Here is a 15,142-nt window from a genome sequence, read left to right on the forward strand (position 1 = left end):
CCGTCGCCTTCGGCGCCACCCTCTCCCACAAGGGGAGAGGGAAGAACACCACCCATGACGACCGTAACTACACCCGCATCGGCATCAGCACGTAGAGTGCGCCCTTGGAATCCTTGTCCTGGACCAGCGTGGGCGAACCGGGATCGGCCAGCCGCAGGACTGCGACCTCGCCTTCGATCTGGGCCGCGATATCCAGGAGGTAACGCGAATTGAATCCGATATCGAGCGGGTCGGAGGCGTATTCGACTTCGAGCTCTTCGGTCGCGCTGCCGGAATCCGGATTGGTTACCGACAGCACCAGCTTGCCGGCGGACAGCGCCAGTTTCACCGCCCGGCCGCGCTCGCTTGAAATGGTCGAGACGCGGTCGACCGCAGCCTCGAAATCCTTCTTGTCGACGACGAGTTCCTTGTCGTTGTTCTGCGGGATCACGCGGCCATAATCCGGAAAGGTGCCGTCGATCAGTTTCGAGGTCAGGACCACATTGCCGATGGTAAAGCGGATCTTGCCCTGTGAAAGCTCAAGACCGACCTCGGCCTCATTGTCCTCGATCAGGCGCTGAACTTCGCCAACGGTTTTGCGCGGCACGATCACGCCCGGCATGCCCGTGGCCCCCTTGGGCAGAGCGAGGTCGATCTGGGCCAATCGATGCCCGTCGGTCGCAACCGCGCGCAGGGTTGCGGCCTTGGCGCTGCCGGCCGAATGCAGATAGATACCGTTGAGGTAGTAGCGGGTTTCCTCGGTCGAGATCGCAAACTGGGTGCGATCGATCAGCCGCTTCATGTCGGCGGCGGCGAGCGTAAACGAATGCGTCATATCGCCGGCGGCGAGATCCGGGAAATCGTTTTCCGGCAGGGTCTGCAGCGTGAAGCGCGAACGGCCGGCGCGGATCGCCAGCACCGAGCGATCGCCGTCGCCTTCGAGCACGATCTGCGCGCCGTCGGGCAATTTGCGCACGATGTCATAAAACATGTGCGCCGGGACGGTGGTTGAACCCGCGGTTCCGGTTTCCGCCGCCAGCGTTTCCGTGACCTCGAGATCGAGGTCGGTGGCTTTAAGCGACAGCCGCGAATTTTCAGCGCGGACCAGCACATTTCCGAGGATCGGAATGGTGTTGCGGCGCTCGACCACACGGTGGACGTGGCCCAGCGACTTCAGGAGTTGCGCGCGTTCGACGGTAACCTTCATTGCAATACCCGCCTGGTCCGAAGATGGAAAAGCCGGGCGGCCCCGAAGGCGCGCCGCGGCATTTGAAACCCGAAAAGCCCGATCAAAGCTGGATTTGATCAAACCCGTGGGGGGACCGCAAGGTGGCGCGGATGGCCCGCCAGCGCAAGAGACGCGTCACGCCGTTCCCCACGTTTTGCGAGGAAATTCCAAGAGAAATACCAAGGAAATACAATGTACGGACAGCGCTCCGGCCGACAGCCGGGGCCTTAACCCCTGATGTCGACTGGCGCAAAAGCTGGCAGCGGTCCCGGCCTTCGCCGGGACCGCTGGTCGATGGCACATTAGATGGACCCCTGGCGGGCGGCGCTTACTCGCTCTGCAATTGGCGCTTGAGCGATTCGACCTCTTCCGACAGCGAAACATCCTTGCTTACCAGCGCCTCGATCTTGCGCACCGCATGAAGCACCGTGGTGTGGTCGCGTCCGCCGAACCGGCGGCCGATTTCGGGCAATGAGCGCAGCGTCAGGGTTTTCGCCAGGTACATCGCGACCTGACGCGGGCGGACCACATTCGCAGTACGGCGCGACGACAACAGATCGGAGCGGCTGACATTGTATTGGCGGGCCACCACGCGCTGAATATCTTCGATCTTGATGCGCTTGGGTTCCTGCGGACGGATCAGGTCGCGTACTTCGCGTTCCGCCATTTCCAGGGTGACGGGCTGCGCGTTCAATTTGCTATGCGCCAACAGGCGATTGATGGCGCCCTCGAGATCCCGGCCATTATGGGTGATGGTGCGGGCGAGATAATCCAGCACCGGCGCCGGAACGTCGAAGCTCGCATGATGGGCGCGGGCCGCGGCGACCCGCGACTTGAGGATGCCCAGCCGCAATTCTTCGCCGAGCGATCCCATCTCGACCACGAGACCACCGGCCAGCCGGGAGCGCACGCGATCGTCGAGACTCTCGAGGTCGGACGGCGGACGGTCTGCCGCGATCACCACCTGACGGCCGGCGTCGATCAGCGCATTGAGCGTGTGGCAGAATTCGGCCTGGGTCGATTTACCCTGCAGGAACTGCAGATCGTCGATCACCAGCACGTCGATGCCGCGTAACGCCTCCTTGAACGCCAGCGCGGTCTGCGTTTTCAGCGCCGCGACGAAGCCGTACATGAATTTTTCCGCGGTGAGATAAAGCACCTTGCGCTCGCTGCCGGAATTACCGGCCCAGGTCACCGCCTGCAGCAGATGGGTTTTGCCGAGACCAACGCCGGCATGGATATAGAGCGGGTTGAACATCACGCTATCGCCGCGGCGGCCTTCGGCGACCTGACGCGCGGCCGCATGGGCCAGCGTATTGGAGCGGCCGATCACGAAGCTTCCGAATGTCAGGCGCGGATCGAGCGGCGAGCCACCGAGCGCGTCATGACTGGCGGAGACCGGCGCGGTCGCGGTCGCACGCAATTCAGGCGCGGGACGGCCATCGGACCGTTCGGTGCGGCGCGCGTCGAGCGGCGCAGCGGTTTCCTTGGCGGGCGCCGCGCAGCGCATCGCGGTGCGCACGGTGAGGTCGATCCGGTGCACTTCCGGCATCTCGGCCTGCCAGCAGGTGAGAACGCGCTCGGCATAATGCGCCTGAATCCAGCTCTTGAGAAATCGCGTCGGAACCGAAAGATGGACGCTTTCCGGCTGGACGCTTTCCAGGTCCATCCGCGCAAACCAGCTTGTGTAGACGTCTTCTCCGACGCTCGAGCGCAGCCGACCCTTCACGCGTGACCAGCGATCCTGTTCCATATTGTCCATTGCCTGAGAACTTCTCTGTAAGGAGTAATAGTGATGGTGAAACCGCCGGGTGGAGTTCCGCGACGGGTGACCTCAAGCGGGACTTCGTCTGTCAGACATAGACCAGCCGTTCGGCGAAACGCCGTCAGGCAAAATCATCAGTTTGAAGATGAAGTTTCCGCGAGGTCAGCGCGTACTCGACGGCGTGTCCGCAGCTCGCGCGGGAGGCCGTGTGCCGATTATATCCAGGAAGCTCAGTTCGGCATTGTCTGAAAATGGCATTTGATTGAAAACCGCGCTGATTACGTAAGACATACGACCTCCCCCTCCTGCCGAGATTGCTCCCGGCAAGTTGTCATTCCAGATATTTTTAAATTCGATCGGCGACGCCTGAAACTCAAACAGTCCAGTCGTTACGCCCCTCCGCTCCGCCCACTCATTCCAGCCCGCTCACGTGCTTTGCCTTCGGCGCTGTCGTGACTGTCTGATGCGTATCTCTCTTGTTTGAAACCAACGAGACGCAAGCGCCCCGCCTGAGAAATTTCGACACAGACCCGCCATCCTCATATTGCTATGAGTTTCAACTCGACAATCGCTTGGAAAGCGTCGCCAACGCGCACACCGCCGCCGATTTGCACGTCCACCCCGATCCTTAAACCGCGCTGGTCTGAAGAGCCGTGGGCGCCGCGAACGCTCTAAGAGATACATCATGCCCCATTTCCCGCAACGAAAATGATTCAGCGCGGGTGCCAGCAAAAACAACTTCGGTTCGCCGAATCAGGCAGCGGTTTTTCGCGCAAAGCGGCAAGGTTTTGAATCTGTGCACAGATTCGAAACGCCGGGCCGTTGTCATATTTCGTACGATTGCCCAAAATAAATTCATAAAATATTTACGTTGGTGTGTGGCGGAAGGGATTTTTTGAACAACCGCTACCCGCTATGCCGATAAGTGACTACGCAAGCGCGTTTTTTTTTGCTCGTCGCGACAGGGTAACCCTTCAGCGCTGTTGAATGCTGCTACGCAGTCGCTGTTGCTATTTCAAAAGCGCGGCGGATCAACAGTTGATGGCCAAATCGTCGCAACCATCATCGGCAACAATCCGCATTGCGGAATGTCGTCAGTAGAAATACGGAACGTCAGCAATGTCGCACGCCGCACAGTGAGCCACTGGCCAGCGAAGTATGACAACGAGATAAGAAATAAAGCGGGCCTGGAAATCAGACGTCCGGAAAAGAAAAAGCCTGTCGCCAAAGGATCCGACAATAAAAAAGCCCGGCACTGCCGGGCTTTTGACGAATGTCTGTTTTGTTCAGCTCACTTGCTTCGGCTGTTGGCTTTCGCCACTCGGCCTCAGCTTACGTAGCCTCGGCTTACTTGACCTCAGTTTACTTGGCGAGCTTGGCGATCTGATGGGCCAGCCGCGAAACTTTGCGGCTCGCATTGTTCTTGTGAATGATATTGCGCTGCGCTGCCTGCATCAGTTCCGGTTCCGCATGCGCCATCGCCTTCAGCGCCGCATCGCGGTCGCCGCTCTTGATCGCTTCTTCGACGGTACGAACCGCGCCACGCATCTGGGTGCGACGCGACTTGTTGATGATGGTGCGGCGGGCAATCTTGCGGGTCGCCTTCTTGGCGGAAGTAGTATTGGCCATGTTCTCAAATGTCCTTCGACGGTGATCGATCGCGGGTGGTCAGGCCTGCGCCTGCCGACAGTTCAACCACGTAACCGACGCTGATATGTTTTCCGGGTGCTCTGCAAGAAAGCCACTCTTGGAGCCCAAGGGCTCAACTGGCGGCGTCGCTCAAAGAACATCGGCGGCGGGATTGCGCCCGCCGCCATTGCCAGTCTTATAGAGGGCGCGGTTTGCAGCGTCAACGCCTTCCGGCCTCCCTGGGAGCGGCAGGCCCGCCGCGAAAATGCCGATAAGTTGCTGATGAGGTTGAATTTCCCACGCCACCCCGTTATGGGCTGGCTGCGCTTTCCGGCGCTTTTTATGTAAGGTGACGCATGATCCGCGGTTTCTTCCGCCTTGTGGGGCTATTGCTGCTGGCCGGCGGATTTATCTTCATGGTCTATGACGGGGCCCGCTGGGTCGCCGATCAGACCCTGCGGTTTACCCGGTTTGGCCAGTTCTGGAACGATGTCCATCAGACCAGCCAGCAGGCATTCCGGGCCTGGGTAGAGGGCCATGCGCCCTGGCTCTGGAACGGCGTCGTGAGGGTTCTTCTCGACCAACCGGTTTTTGCCGTGATGGGCCTATTGGGCATTGTGCTGATGCTGCTGTTCCGGCCCCGCAAACCCCTGATCGGTTATTCGCGGAACTGACCCGACAGGATTGCCAAGTTTACAGGACTGCCAAGTTTAAAGGCGCTGCCGGGCTCATCAGTGCCGGGGCGACAGGTAACGCGCCCGCCGTAACGGAGCTGCCCTTCTCTGCGTAGAGACATATATCCAGCCCACACATTCCTGGCGTCAATTCGAATGCATCCCGCAAGGAGGTCATCCATGTTGTTCATGCGCAAAACCACGACGCTGCCGAGCGCCACCGAGGCCCTGCCCGGACGCGCGGCTCCGATCCCGACTTCTGTCCGCCATTTCGTCAACGGCCATCAAACGCAGCCGCCCTATCCCGCAGGTCTGGAGCAAGCCGTATTCGGACTCGGCTGCTTTTGGGGCGCGGAGCGTAAATTCTGGGAACTCGGCAACGGCATCTATACGACGGCCGTGGGGTATGCCGGCGGCCACACCCCGAATCCCACCTATGAAGAAGTATGTTCGGGCCGTACCGGTCATACCGAAGTCGTTCTGGTGGTGTTCGATCCCAAGGTGATCTCGTACGAGCAACTGCTCAAGACGTTCTGGGAAAGTCACAACCCGACCCAGGGCATGCGTCAGGGCAATGACGTCGGCACCCAGTATCGTTCCGCGATCTACACGTTCAACGACGCGCAGCGCAAAGCGGTGGATGCGTCGAAGGCCGCCTATCAAAAGGCGCTGTCCGCAAAAGGCCTCGGCACCATCACCACGGAGGTTGCGCCGTCGAGCGAGTTTTATTTCGCCGAGGACTATCACCAGCAATATCTGGCCAAGAATCCGGCCGGCTATTGCGGACTTGGCGGCACCGGTGTGTCGTGCCCGATCGGCGCCGGCGTCAGCGTGGCTTGATCGCTTGCATTGGATGGAAGGCCGGCAGCGGCCTTCCATTTTCTGCGTTCCACGTCTCCTTTGCGCATCTTGGGCAAAAAAACCCTTTGTTAACCATAACCGGTGCAAGACTGAGGCTGTCTCGCTTGAGGGGATGGCTCCGGTGCGGGTTGCGCGCGCGTTTCGATTGCCGATCATTACCGCCATGACTGCGCTCGCTTTGTCGGGCTGCGTGCACTCGGGCTCGCCGGTCGCGAACACACAGCCGCGAAGCGATCTCGATGCGATGGCTTACGGTCAGCCGGCTTATTATCCGGCTCCCGTTGCCGGCGCCGCGCCTCCAGCCAATTCCGGCGGCGCCATCGCAGCGCTGAACGCCAGTTTGTCCGCGCGCCGGCGCGCTTACGCGCAGCCTCAGCCCGCGCAATATGCTCCGCCTCAGGCGGCCTACGCCGCAGCCCCGATGCCGGTAGCTTATGATTCCTCTTACCGGCTCGATGCCGGCGATAGATTGCGGGTCGTGGTCTATGGCCAGGAAGGCCTCACCAACACCTATGCGATCGATGCCGGTGGCTCCATCACGATGCCATTGATCGGTTCGGTGCCGGCGCGCGGACGAACGCCGGCTGGTCTCGCCGCCGAGATCACCGGCCGGCTGCGCAACGGTTACATCCGCGAGCCATCCGTGGCGGTCGAGATCGAATCCTATCGGCCGTTCTTCATCCTCGGTGAAGTCGCAGCCCCCGGCCAATATCCCTACGTCCCGAATATGAGCGTCGAAAGTGCGGTGGCGATTGCCGGCGGTTTCTCGCCTCGCGCCAAGCGAGACCAGGTGACGCTGACCCACACGGATAGTTCGGGTTCAACGCGCTATGTGGTGCCGCTCGGCACGGCTATCAGCCCCGGCGATACCGTGCTGGTCGGCGAACGCTGGTTCTGACGAAGGACGAAGTGCTTCGTCATTCCGGGACACGCTTCTTAGCGTGGACCCGGAATGACATCGTAAAATTACTTCTTCAAATGCTTGGCAAGGAAATCGAGGCTGCGCGGCCAGGCGATATCAGAGCTCGCCTTGTCGTAGCTTGGCCGCTCGTCGCAGTGGAAGCCGTGCTGCGCGCCGGGATAGACGTAGATCTCGACATCGGGCCGCTTGGCGCGGATGGTCTCGACGTCGCTGAGCGGAATGCCCGCATCCTTTTCGCCGAAATGCAATTGCGTCGGCACCTGCGGCTTGTCGTCGGCAAAGCGAACGACGGCGCCGCCGTAATAACCGATCGCGGCAGAGAGGCCGGACAGCTTGGTGGCCGCCGCATAGGCGATACTGCCGCCGAGGCAAAAGCCGATAATGCCGACCGGCCCGACATCCTTCACGGCATCGATCGCCGCCTGGGTGTCGCGCAGCATTGCGGCCCAATCCGGATTGGCAACGAATTTGCGCGCCACGGCGATCTCGTCGGGCGAATAACCGGACTGGAAATTGGGCTCGACGCGATCGAAGATCGCGGGCGCGATCGCGACATACCCCTCACCGGCGAGGCGGTCGCAAACCGCACGGATGTGGTGATTGACGCCAAAGATTTCCTGGATCACCACGACAGCCCCTTTGGGCGCGGCCGCGGGATCGGCCCGGTAGCCGCCGAGTTGGAAACTGTCCGAAGCCGTCAGCTTGATGTCATGTCCCACGGGTCATCCATTTGCTTTTAGAGTTGCGCGAATTTGTTGGCGGCGAGATTGGAAAGCTGAAGCGGCCTACCACACCAGATACGGCATATGATAGCCGCTCTCGCCTTTCCAGCCGGTCAGCCTGCCCCTGCGGAACTGCAGATAGATCGGATCCCTGCGCGCGAATAGAATGATGCCACTGGTGTCGCGGATCGCCAGATAGATTTCATTGCCGCGGCGGCCGCTGACATAGCGCAGTGGCACGCCCAAGGTCTGTGAGACTTCCCCGACATTCATGCCGAAAGCCAGCGGCGTGTTGTCAGGCCATATCGTCATCAGGGACGGCGTGTACGGTCCGCCGGCCGGCGCGGGTGGTGTGGCATTCGCAGGGGCCGAGAGGCCTGCGAACATCGCGAGCGCTAAAATTGCCGAAGCAGCCGATATCTTCATGATGCAACCTTCTTGTTTTGGACTCGCGTCGTTCTGGTCCTGCCGCCGCGCGGAATAAACACCTGATCCGGCAATAAATTATGTCAGCGTTATTGCCCCAACGCACAACACTAATTTGGCATTTTATTTTTTTTGATCAATTCCAAATTGGATTGCCCCCAGAACGGATCACGATCATTCTGCATATTATCTGGCATCGGACCGGTGGGTGCCAGCCCATAACCAAAAGAGTGTTGCCGCCGTAAGCGGTGTCATTCACCGGCAAGGGAAGAGAGACAATGCCTAATCTCAACATCAATGGGCGGAATATGTCCGTCGAGGCAGCGAACGATACGCCGCTGCTTTGGGTCATCCGCGAGCAATTGCAGATGACCGGCACAAAGTTCGGTTGCGGCGCCGGTCTGTGTGGCGCCTGCACCGTTCATGTTAACGGCGAAGCCGTACGATCCTGCCAGACGTCCGTCAGCGACGCCGCCGGCAAAAAAATCACCACCATCGAGGGTCTCAGCGTCAAGGGCGACCATCCGTTGCAGAAAGCATGGATCGCCGAGCAGGTCCCGCAATGCGGCTACTGTCAATCCGGACAGATCATGCAGGCAGCCTCGCTGCTCGCCAAGAATTCAAATCCGACCAAGGATGAGGTGGTTGCGCACATGGACGGCAATCTCTGCCGCTGCATGACCTATTCTCGCATTCAGAAAGCAATCATGCGCGCCGCCGCCGATATGCGCACCGCGTCCAACGCTGGCGATCGGAGGCCCACATGAATACGCACGTGAAAATCACCCAGACAGCAGGCGAACCCGCCGATCTCAGCCGCCGTTCGTTCCTCGTCGGCACCGCTGCTGCAGGCCTCGCACTCGGCTATTCCGCTGTCCCCGGCCTGCTTGGCGCCGATCAGGCGCTCGCTGCCACCGGCAATTTCGATCCCAGTGTCTGGTATTCGATCGCACCGGACGGGCTTGTCACGGTTACCTGCGGCAAGGCCGACATGGGCCAGCATATCGCCTCGACCATGGCGCAGATCATCGCCGAAGAACTCGGCGCGAGCTGGAAGGACATGCGGGTTCAACTCGCATCCAACGACCCGAAGTTCAACGACCCCGTGCTCGGCGCGCAGATTACCGGCGGCAGCTGGAGCACGATGATGAACTACGATGCCATGAGTCGCGCGGGAGCCGCGGGACGCTTGGCACTGACGGAAGCCGCAGCCACTGCGATGGGCGTGCCCGCCAGTGAACTGGTCGTCAGGGAGTCCACGGTTACGCATCCGAAGTCGAAGAAGTCGATGACGTTTGCGGACATCGTCAAGAGCGGCAAGGCCACCAAGACCTTTACGCCCGACGAACTCAAGGCGATCAAGCTCAAGACGCCGGACCAATACACCATGATCGGTGTTTCGGTTCCGCAACTCGACATCCCCTCGAAGACCAACGGGACCGCCAAATACGGCATCGACGTCATGTTGCCGGGCATGGTCTACGGCAAGGTCGTCACTCCGCCGGTGCGTTATGGCGCCACGGTAAAGTCGGTCGACGACAGCGAAGCCAAAAAAGTACCGGGCTTCATCAAGGCCGTTACGCTCGACGACAAGACCGCCACCACCACCGGCTGGGTCGTGGCGGTCGCCAACACTTATGCCAACGCCCGCAAGGCCGCGGACGCGCTCAAGATTACCTATAACGATGGTCCGAACGCCAAGCTGTCGAGCGAATCCCTGCTCACCGAAGCCAAGCGGTTGCAGAAGCTGGACGACTCCGGTCTGTTCTTCGTCAAGGACGGCGATACGGCAGCGGCGTTCGGCACGGCGGCAAAGGTGTTCGAGGCGGAGTACACCACCAACATTAATATCCATGCGCCGCTGGAACCGATGAACGCCACGGCGCAGTTGCAGGGCGATATCTGGCACCTCTATTCCGGCAACCAGTTTGCGACACGCTCCGGCGCGATCGCGGCCGGCGCCGCCGGGGTCGATCCGAAATTTGTCGTGATGCATCAGATGTGGCTGGGCGGCGGCTTCGGCCGGCGTCTCGACGCCGACATGATGGTCCCGGCAGTGCAGGCGGCGAAGGCCGTCGGCAAGCCGGTCAAGGTCATCTATTCGCGCGAAAATGACATGACCATGGACTTCTCGCGTCCGCTGACGTTCCAGAAGGTCAAGGCAGGTCTGGACGGCGACGGCAAACTGATCGCGTTGAACCACGACGTGGTCAGCGCGTGGCCGACCAAGCGCTGGGGGATTCCCGATTTCCTCACGCCTTCGGTCGACAAGAAAGGCGGTCTCGACGGCTTCACCGTGAACGGCGCGGACTTCTTCTACACCGTGCCCAATCACAATGTCCGCGCGATCCTCAACGAGATGGCACACAACGCCACCCCGTCGGGTCAGTTGCGATCGGTGGCGCCGGGCTGGACCTTCTGGGCGGTCGAAAGCATGGTCGATGAACTCGCCCATGCGGCGGGCAAGGATCCGGCGCAATACCGGATCGACATGCTCGACGGCAAGGGCGCCAATGCCGGTGGTGCGCAACGTCTGCGCAACACCTTGCTCGCGGCCATGGGCATGGCCGGCTACGGCTCCAGGCAATTGCCGAAAGGCGAAGGCATGGGCGTGGCCTGCGTGTCATCGCAGGAACGAGCAACGGCAAGCTGGACCGCCTGCGTCGCCCATGTTGCGGTGACGCCAAGCGGCGAGGTCAAGGTCAAGAAACTGACCGTGGCCACGGACGTCGGCACGCAAGTACATCCCGACAACATCCGCGCCCAGGTCGAGGGGGCTGCGTTGTGGGGCCTGTCGCTGGCCTTGTACGAAAAGGCGACGTTGAAGGATGGCGGTATCGAGCAGACCAACTTTGATACCTACACGCCGCTCCGGATGAGTCAGGTGCCGGAAGTCGCCATCAGCGTCATCGCCAATGGCGAAAAAGCCACGGGCGTCGGCGAACCCGCCGTGACCGTGATCGCGCCGGCGCTCGCCAACGCGATCTTCAATGCCTCGGGCGCCCGCGTCCGCTCGCTGCCGATCACGGCAGAAGCAGTTAAGGCGGGAATGTCGAAGGCATAGTCGGCATCGCCGATCTCGACAACGATCCGCCGGAGCCTGTCTCCGGCGGATTTTTTGCGTCCGGCTGTTTCCATGCCGTGTCCCGATCATCGCGATCCAGAGTCCGGCGGTCGTACTAACCTTCGCAAATCACTGCTGCATTTTCTGCCCGAGCCGGCAGCAGCAATAACATTCCTTCAAATTTTACGCTTCCCCATCAACAAGCGTTCATCGCTTCTGTTAATCCGGGAGAATATGTTCTTAAGCTAGTTCTTTCGCTGTCGGCCACCTTTAGTTGCCCAGCGAGGCTCCATGTCAGCTCTACCGAAACCTTCCACCAAACGCCGGCTGCTGCTGGCGTCCGATCGCAGCGATCAGAGCAGTGAGCTGGCGAACATTCTGCAAACCGTGAGCGAGGTGGATACCATCTCGACGTCGGAGATTCCCGACAACCCCGCCGGTCATTTTTCCGGGATTGTGGTCGATATCAATCTGCGTTCCGCCGAAAGCGTGCAGGTGGTTCGCAACAAGCTGCGGGGCGAACCCTACCGCGCGATGCCGCGGCTGTTCGTTCTCGCCGATGCGTTACACCACGGCTCGATGCAGGCCTGGGCTTTAGGCGCCACCGACACGATCTCGCGGCCGTTCGATGCACGGGGCATTCTGCACCGCGTTAGTGCGGCCTTTCCGGACTCCACCGGCTTCGATGCGACGGATCGCGGCAAGACCCTGAACAGGGGTGTCGTTGCCGCGCACGACGTCATGGTCAAGATCTTCGACAAGCTTCCAGCCGGAGTACCGTTGCAGTTCGACGATATCGTGAAAGCCGAAAACAAGATTCTGAAGGCAATCAAGCACTCTTCCTTGCGCGAGTGGCTGACGACGGTCGGCTGTCACCACACTGCCAGCTATCGTCACTGCCTGTTCGTCACCGGTTTCTCCGTCGCGTTCGCGCAGCATCTGGGCATGCGTGAAGACGACCAGCGCCGGCTGGCGCGGGCCGCCCTTCTGCACGACGTCGGCAAGGCCTTTATTCCGGTCACGATTCTAGACAAGCCGAGCGAGCTGACACCCGAGGAGACGGTCGAAATCCGCAAGCACCCGCGTCTCGGCTATGATGCACTCAAAGCCCAGGGCAGTTTCCCGCCGGAGATGCTGGATGTCGTGCTGCACCATCATGAATTCCTGGATGGCACCGGATATCCCGACGGTCTGCATGGCGACCAGATCAGCGACATCGTGCGCCTGACCACGATCGTGGACATCTATGCGGCGCTGGTGGAGCAGCGCGCCTACCGGTTGCCGTTTACGCACGCCAACGCCTTCGCGGTCATGGAAAAGATGCAGGGCAAGCTCGACCAGCATCTGCTGCACGCGTTCCGTCCGGTGACGCTTGGGTCTTATTGATTGGTAGGTTGAGGCCTCACCGCCATTGCCTGAGACAAACGCGAAGCGTTTGCGCAAGGGAGCGTTGGCGACGAAGCAATCCATCTCGCAACGAGAAGGAAAGCTGGACTGCTTCGCTTACGCTCGCAATGACGGAACCAAGGATCGCCCTACTCCGCCTCACCCTCATACGACGATATCTCAATCAGACTCCCATCGGGATCGCGGCAATAGACCGACCGCAGCGTGCCACGCGCGCCTTGTCTTGGCCCGGGGCCTTCTTCGATCGCGACCCCGCACGCCCGCAGATGCGCGACCACCTGTTCCGGCGGGCTTGACGTAAGAAAACACAGATCGTCGCTGCCGGCGGCCACATGATCCGCAGTGAACCACTCGGCCTTGTCGGCGCCGAGCGGCCGTACGTTGATTTTCTGGTTGCCGAACATCAGCGATGTCCGCTTGGGCTTGCCCGGGCCCGGCTCGGACACCCTGATCTCCATGCCGAGAACCCGGTGATACCATTCGGCTGAGCGCGCCACGTCGGCGACATTGATCACGAGATGATCGAGCGCGTTGACTTTGACAGACATAGGCTATCCTTTCGTCGCAGATCCGTGCGCATGTGCCGCGCTGGCCGCGTCACATTTTGTTTGTTACAACGCGGACCGCCGTTAATTCAACAAGATCGGGCCGCGCAAAGCGGTTGGGGAATGACAGGGAGAAGCCACTTATGGGAAGAAACCGCTTGGCATCACGTCGTGCCGCGATGGGTCTGGTTGCACTTGGTTTCTCGGCTCTAGCCTTGCCGCTTGCCTTGCCGGTGGGCAGCGCCTTCGCCCTGGACTATCCGACGCGGCCGGTTCGTTTCATTGTCGGATATCCGGCCGGCGGCTCGACCGACATCGTGGCCCGATTGGTCGGACAGAAGCTATCTGAACGGCTGGGCCAGCAATTCGTGATCGAGAACAAGCCCGGCGCCGGCAACAACATCGGTACCGAGACCGTCGTCAAGGCCGATCCCGACGGTTACACGGTGCTGCTGGTCAATCCTGCCAACTTCATCAACGCGTCGCTCTACGTCAACCTCAACTTCAATTTCATCCGCGACATCGCGCCGGTCGCCGCGTTCAATCGCGTGCCGAACATCATGACGGTCAGCCCGGGCATCAAGGCGAAAACCGTCGCCGAATTCATCGCCTATGTGAAGGCCAATCCCGGCAAGGTGAACCTGGCGTCGTCGGGCAATGGCACGTCGGTGCATCTGTCCGGCGAAATGTTCATGGCGATGACCGGCGCGAAGATGCTGCATGTGCCCTACCGGGGCGCGGCGCCTGCGACCACCGACCTGCTTGGCGACCGCGTCCAGGTGCTGTTCGACAACATGCCCTCCATCATCGGGCATATCCGTGGCGGTGCGTTGCGCGCACTGGCCGTGACGACGGCGACGCGGTCGTCTGAACTGCCCGACGTCCCCACCGTCGGCGAGACCGTGCCGGGCTACGAGGCCAGCGCGCTGTTCGGCATGGGCGCGCCAAAGAACACCCCGCCGGAGATCATCGCCAAGCTGAACAAGGAAATCAACGCGGTGCTGGCCGATCCCGAGGTGAAGAAGCGCTTCGTCGAGCTCGGCGGCGACCCGGTGATCGCCACGCCGGAAGAGTTCGGCGCGATGATCGCGGCCGAGACCGAAAAATGGGAAAAGGTCGTCAAATTCGCCGGCATCAAGATCGAATAAGGAACCTCGACAAGTCCGGGCGTTTTCCGCCGGAAATCCAGGAGCCAGCCATGCAGCCGCACAAGATCGTCTCGCGCGAGGAATGGATCGAAGCCCGCAAAGCCCATATGGCCCACGAAAAGGAATATACCCGAGCCCGCGACCGCTTGAGCGAGGAGCGCCGCGCACTGCCCTGGGTCAGGGTCGACAAATCCTATGTCTTCGACGGACCGCAAGGAAAGCAGACGCTGGCCGATCTGTTTCGGGGGCGCAGCCAGCTCGTGGTGCAGCATTTCATGTTCGCGCCCGACTGGAACGAAGGCTGCAAGAGCTGCTCGTTCTGGGCCGACGGATTCGAGCGCATGATTCCGCATCTCGCCGCACGCGACACCACCCTGGTCGCGATCTCGCGCGCACCCTTGCCCAAACTCGACGCCTTCAAGGCGCGGATGGGCTGGACCTTCGACTGGTTTTCTTCCGCCGGAGACGATTTTAATTACGACTATGCGGTCTCGTTCCGGCCGGAAGACATCGAATCAGGCGCTGGGATCTATAATTTCGGCACCTCGAGCTTCGGCATCGAGGAGGCGCCCGGCATCAGCGTGTTCTATCGCGACGAGACGGGCGACATTTTCCATACCTATTCGTGCTTCGCGCGCGGCCTCGACATGATGAATGCCGCCTATCACTATCTCGACCTGACGCCGCTCGGCCGCCATGAAGAAGGTCTGCCGTACCCGATGGATTAGCTGCGGCTGCGCGATCAGTACGCACCTGCGGCGGGTCCGGCGGC

Annotated in this window: 15 protein-coding genes; 9 read left to right on the forward strand and 6 right to left on the reverse strand. The window is 60.9% G+C overall.

Features of this window, described 5'->3' with window-relative positions:
- Positions 1-67: 67 nt before the first annotated feature.
- Together dnaN and dnaA are read right to left on the reverse strand one after the other, a co-directional pair.
- The gene (dnaN, locus tag HB676_RS00105; protein WP_213735623.1) at positions 68-1,186 is read right to left on the reverse strand and encodes a DNA polymerase III subunit beta; all 1,119 of its coding nucleotides are present in this window, start codon (positions 1,184-1,186) and stop codon (positions 68-70) included.
- A gap of 349 nt (positions 1,187-1,535) precedes the next feature.
- On the reverse strand, positions 1,536-2,969 hold the full coding sequence (gene dnaA / locus HB676_RS00110; protein ID WP_213735624.1) for a chromosomal replication initiator protein DnaA: 1,434 nt from the start codon (positions 2,967-2,969) through the stop codon (positions 1,536-1,538).
- 986 nt (positions 2,970-3,955) lie between these two features.
- Between dnaA and HB676_RS00115 the strand changes: the two genes are divergently transcribed.
- Positions 3,956-4,312 carry a hypothetical protein gene (locus HB676_RS00115; RefSeq protein ID WP_213735625.1) on the forward strand — a complete coding sequence of 119 codons (357 nt, stop codon included), beginning with the start codon at positions 3,956-3,958 and terminating at the stop codon, positions 4,310-4,312.
- Positions 4,313-4,334: 22 nt separating this feature from the next.
- Here HB676_RS00115 and rpsT read toward each other — a convergent pair whose 3' ends face one another.
- Positions 4,335-4,601, reverse strand: coding sequence for a 30S ribosomal protein S20 (rpsT, locus tag HB676_RS00120; protein ID WP_213735626.1), 267 nt, complete (start codon positions 4,599-4,601; stop codon positions 4,335-4,337).
- A 356-nt stretch (positions 4,602-4,957) separates the two neighbouring features.
- Between rpsT and HB676_RS00125 the strand changes: the two genes are divergently transcribed.
- The 3 genes from HB676_RS00125 to HB676_RS00135 all read left to right on the forward strand — a co-directional run bounded on the left by HB676_RS00125 (position 4,958) and on the right by HB676_RS00135 (position 7,034).
- The gene (locus HB676_RS00125) at positions 4,958-5,275 is read left to right on the forward strand and encodes a hypothetical protein (protein ID WP_213735627.1); all 318 of its coding nucleotides are present in this window, start codon (positions 4,958-4,960) and stop codon (positions 5,273-5,275) included.
- Positions 5,276-5,455: 180 nt separating this feature from the next.
- Positions 5,456-6,115 (forward strand): peptide-methionine (S)-S-oxide reductase MsrA, encoded by a 660-nt coding sequence (msrA, locus tag HB676_RS00130; RefSeq protein ID WP_213735628.1) that lies wholly within the window; start codon positions 5,456-5,458, stop codon positions 6,113-6,115.
- A 133-nt stretch (positions 6,116-6,248) separates the two neighbouring features.
- Positions 6,249-7,034: a polysaccharide biosynthesis/export family protein gene (locus HB676_RS00135; RefSeq protein WP_213735629.1), complete on the forward strand. Its 786-nt coding sequence runs from the start codon at positions 6,249-6,251 to the stop codon at positions 7,032-7,034.
- A gap of 68 nt (positions 7,035-7,102) precedes the next feature.
- Here the strand turns inward: HB676_RS00135 and HB676_RS00140 are convergent, their stop codons facing one another.
- Both HB676_RS00140 and HB676_RS00145 read right to left on the reverse strand, forming a co-directional pair.
- Positions 7,103-7,777: a dienelactone hydrolase family protein gene (locus HB676_RS00140; RefSeq protein ID WP_213735630.1), complete on the reverse strand. Its 675-nt coding sequence runs from the start codon at positions 7,775-7,777 to the stop codon at positions 7,103-7,105.
- A gap of 66 nt (positions 7,778-7,843) precedes the next feature.
- On the reverse strand, positions 7,844-8,206 hold the full coding sequence (locus HB676_RS00145; protein WP_213735631.1) for a hypothetical protein: 363 nt from the start codon (positions 8,204-8,206) through the stop codon (positions 7,844-7,846).
- 278 nt (positions 8,207-8,484) lie between these two features.
- Here HB676_RS00145 and HB676_RS00150 point away from each other — a divergent pair, with 278 nt between their 5' ends.
- The 3 genes from HB676_RS00150 to HB676_RS00160 all read left to right on the forward strand — a co-directional run bounded on the left by HB676_RS00150 (position 8,485) and on the right by HB676_RS00160 (position 12,656).
- Positions 8,485-8,973, forward strand: coding sequence for a (2Fe-2S)-binding protein (locus tag HB676_RS00150; RefSeq protein ID WP_213735632.1), 489 nt, complete (start codon positions 8,485-8,487; stop codon positions 8,971-8,973).
- Positions 8,970-11,270 (forward strand): molybdopterin cofactor-binding domain-containing protein, encoded by a 2,301-nt coding sequence (locus HB676_RS00155; RefSeq protein WP_213735633.1) that lies wholly within the window; start codon positions 8,970-8,972, stop codon positions 11,268-11,270. The genes HB676_RS00150 and HB676_RS00155 overlap by 4 nt, the downstream gene beginning before the upstream one ends.
- Positions 11,271-11,561: 291 nt before the next feature.
- On the forward strand, positions 11,562-12,656 hold the full coding sequence (locus HB676_RS00160) for an HD domain-containing phosphohydrolase (protein ID WP_213735634.1): 1,095 nt from the start codon (positions 11,562-11,564) through the stop codon (positions 12,654-12,656).
- Positions 12,657-12,805: 149 nt separating this feature from the next.
- Here HB676_RS00160 and HB676_RS00165 read toward each other — a convergent pair whose 3' ends face one another.
- A complete protein-coding gene (locus HB676_RS00165; protein WP_213735635.1) occupies positions 12,806-13,225 on the reverse strand; it encodes a VOC family protein in 420 nt (139 codons plus the stop codon).
- 155 nt (positions 13,226-13,380) lie between these two features.
- On the opposite strand from HB676_RS00165, the gene HB676_RS00170 reads away from it, so the two are divergent.
- Positions 13,381-14,370: a tripartite tricarboxylate transporter substrate binding protein gene (locus HB676_RS00170; protein ID WP_213735636.1), complete on the forward strand. Its 990-nt coding sequence runs from the start codon at positions 13,381-13,383 to the stop codon at positions 14,368-14,370.
- A gap of 50 nt (positions 14,371-14,420) precedes the next feature.
- Complete coding sequence (locus tag HB676_RS00175; RefSeq protein WP_213735637.1) at positions 14,421-15,098, forward strand: DUF899 domain-containing protein; 678 nt, start codon at positions 14,421-14,423, stop codon at positions 15,096-15,098.
- Positions 15,099-15,142 lie beyond the last annotated feature (44 nt).

The organism is Bradyrhizobium sp. dw_411 (assembly GCF_018449695.1).
GTDB lineage: Bacteria > Pseudomonadota > Alphaproteobacteria > Rhizobiales > Xanthobacteraceae > Bradyrhizobium.